General features: G+C 66.9%; 1 protein-coding gene. It reads left to right on the top strand.

All coding sequences use genetic code 11. The features are described 5' to 3' along the window. Positions 1-517, top strand: a 517-nt coding sequence (locus DAI20_RS20335; protein WP_205781549.1) for an MBL fold metallo-hydrolase, incomplete at both ends; no start/stop codon positions are given.

Here is a 517-nt window from a genome sequence, read left to right as displayed (position 1 = left end):
TTTCCTCGGCGTCGGCAATGCGTCGGCGGTCGAGCTGGGATCGCCGATGTCGGTGATCGAGCGGGACGGGCGTCCGTGGCTGACCATCGACTGTGGCGGTGAAGGCCTGACCGCGTTCAAGGCGCACTACGGCCACGTGCCGCAGGCGTTGTTCGTCACCCATGTGCACCTGGACCACGTGGCGGGCTTTGAGCGGCTGTTCGTCGACACCTTCTTCAATTCCCACCGGCGCGGCAAGGTGCGCCTGTACGTGCCCGCCACGGTCGTGCCGCTGCTGCACAAGCGTATCGGTGACTATCCGAACGTGCTGGCCGAGGGCGGGGCGAACTTCTGGGATGCCTTCCAGCTGGTCGTGGTGGGCGAGGCGTTCTGGCATGAGGGGGTGCGCCTGGAGGTGTTTCCGGTGCGCCATCACTGGCCGGAGACGGCCTATGGCCTGCGCCTGCAGGGCGCGTTGACCTGGAGCGGTGATACCCGGCCGGTTCCGGAGATGCTGGCCCGCTTCGCCAATGACAAC

Origin of the sequence: Planctomonas deserti (assembly GCF_003067705.1) — a bacterium.
Lineage (GTDB): Bacteria > Actinomycetota > Actinomycetes > Actinomycetales > Microbacteriaceae > Planctomonas > Planctomonas deserti.
This window is presented reverse-complemented; position numbering and strand designations above follow the sequence as displayed.